This is a genomic window from Neisseria sp. P0022.S010, from assembly GCF_051956635.1.
In genome coordinates, this window is sequence record NZ_JBQCXF010000989.1 from 1 (window position 1) to 204 (window position 204).

A 204-nucleotide genomic window follows, 5' to 3' on the forward strand; every position below is an offset into this window, starting at 1 on the left:
GTAGGATTTATTGTAGCGTTTGGCCTGCCTTTTGAGTTTTTCCTGAATGCCGCGTTCTACCTTGGCCAGGCGTTTCATTCCGTACTTTGCCTGTTTGAAACGGTTGTTGGTACTGGTTTGGGGTTTGAGCAGTCTGCCCCTTGCGGCTTTAAGTGCGCGGTAAATGGTGACGCGGCTGACTTGGTAGCGGCGTGCCAGGGAGGT

1 pseudogene is annotated in these 204 nt (G+C 52.9%); it reads right to left on the reverse strand.

Annotated features, from left to right (window positions below):
- Window positions 1-204, reverse strand: a pseudogene (locus ACTHUT_RS22470) (IS481 family transposase); the annotation flags it as partial.